Source organism: Bacillus nakamurai (genome assembly GCF_001584325.1).
Lineage (GTDB): Bacteria > Bacillota > Bacilli > Bacillales > Bacillaceae > Bacillus > Bacillus nakamurai.
On record NZ_LSAZ01000044.1, the window covers coordinates 1 to 1,330 of the forward strand.

Annotated in this window: 1 protein-coding gene; it reads left to right on the forward strand. The window is 44.3% G+C overall.

What is annotated here, in order from left to right; all coding sequences use genetic code 11:
- The first annotated feature begins 151 nt into the window (after nucleotides 1-151).
- Nucleotides 152-1,302 (forward strand): IS3 family transposase gene (locus tag AXI59_RS18450; RefSeq protein WP_156476327.1). Its coding sequence is split into 2 segments (ribosomal slippage): nucleotides 152-440 and nucleotides 440-1,302, totalling 1,152 coding nucleotides; the frame shifts between segments, so codons are not numbered across the junction.
- Nucleotides 1,303-1,330 lie beyond the last annotated feature (28 nt).

A 1,330-nucleotide genomic window follows, 5' to 3' on the forward strand; every position in this document is an offset into this window, starting at 1 on the left:
CCTGATTCCGAAAAACGCCGCATCCTCTTTCAAGCATAAAAAAACCCAAGGGAGCCCGGGGACTGACCCCATAGAGTGAGACAAATAAAAAACACCTTTAAGTTGAAAAGCGGGTATGGAATACTTGTAAACAACTTGGAGGTGTTTTTCTATGGGCAAAAGAGTAAGCTATCCAACTGATGTAAAAATGAAAGCCATCAAAATGCGGCTGGCCGGGGTGCCGGTGAAAGAAGTCTTAAAAGAATTAAACATCCGAAACAAAACTCAGCTTAAAACATGGATGAAATGGTACAAAGCAGGCGAACTCCACCGTTTTGAACAGCCAGTGGGCAAGCAGTATTCCTTCGGAAAAGGGCCTGAATATGAAAGTGAAACAGAGAAACTGAAGGCGGAAAACAGGTATTTGAAACAGCAGATTGAAGTCCTAAAAAAGTACGAAGAACTGGAGAGGAAGTGGTCCCGGAAACAGCCGTAGAACTCATAGAGGAACTTAAAACCAGTATGTCCGTTAAGGACATATGCCGGCATCTTGGTATTTCTAGATCCACCTATTATCGCTGGAGGAGGAAGAGCCGGGAAGAAACAGCCAAGCAGGCTATTGAACAACAAATCGGCACGTTGTGCCGGGATCATAAGTTCCGATATGGCTACCGTAAAATCACTGCTTTATTGAGACGAGAAATGTCTATTAACCATAAAGCCGTACAGCGTGTGATGCAGAAGTATGGATGGCAGTGCCGGGTGAAAGTGAAGAAACGGAGACAGACAGGGCAGCCTTATCATATTTCCGATAACCTGCTGAAAGGCGATTTTCAGGCAGACAGACCCTTTCAAAAGCTTGTCACAGATATTACGTACTTGCCTTTTGGCCAGAAACAGCTGTATCTTTCAAGTATCCAGGATTTATTTAACGGCGAAATCGTTGCTTATTCTATAGGAAGCTGCCAAAATACAGATTTTGTGCTGCATACGTTGTCTCAACTGCCCTCCCTGCCGGAAGGGTGTATTCTGCACAGTGACCAAGGATCTGTTTACACATCTTATGAGTATCAGCAGGCAGTCAAAGAAAAAGGCATTATCATGAGCATGTCCCGTAAAGGGACACCCACTGATAATGCCTCCATCGAATCGTTTCATTCCTCGCTAAAGTCTGAAACGTTCTATCTCGACAAGTTGGAAAGCACTACGACGGCCATCATAGAGCAAACTGTCGAAACCTATATTCACTATTATAACCATATCCGTATTCAAGCGAAACTAAACAACCAGCCGCCGGTCATATACCGGCAGCTGGCTGCTTAAAGGTGTTTTGATCCCTGTCTCAAAAACG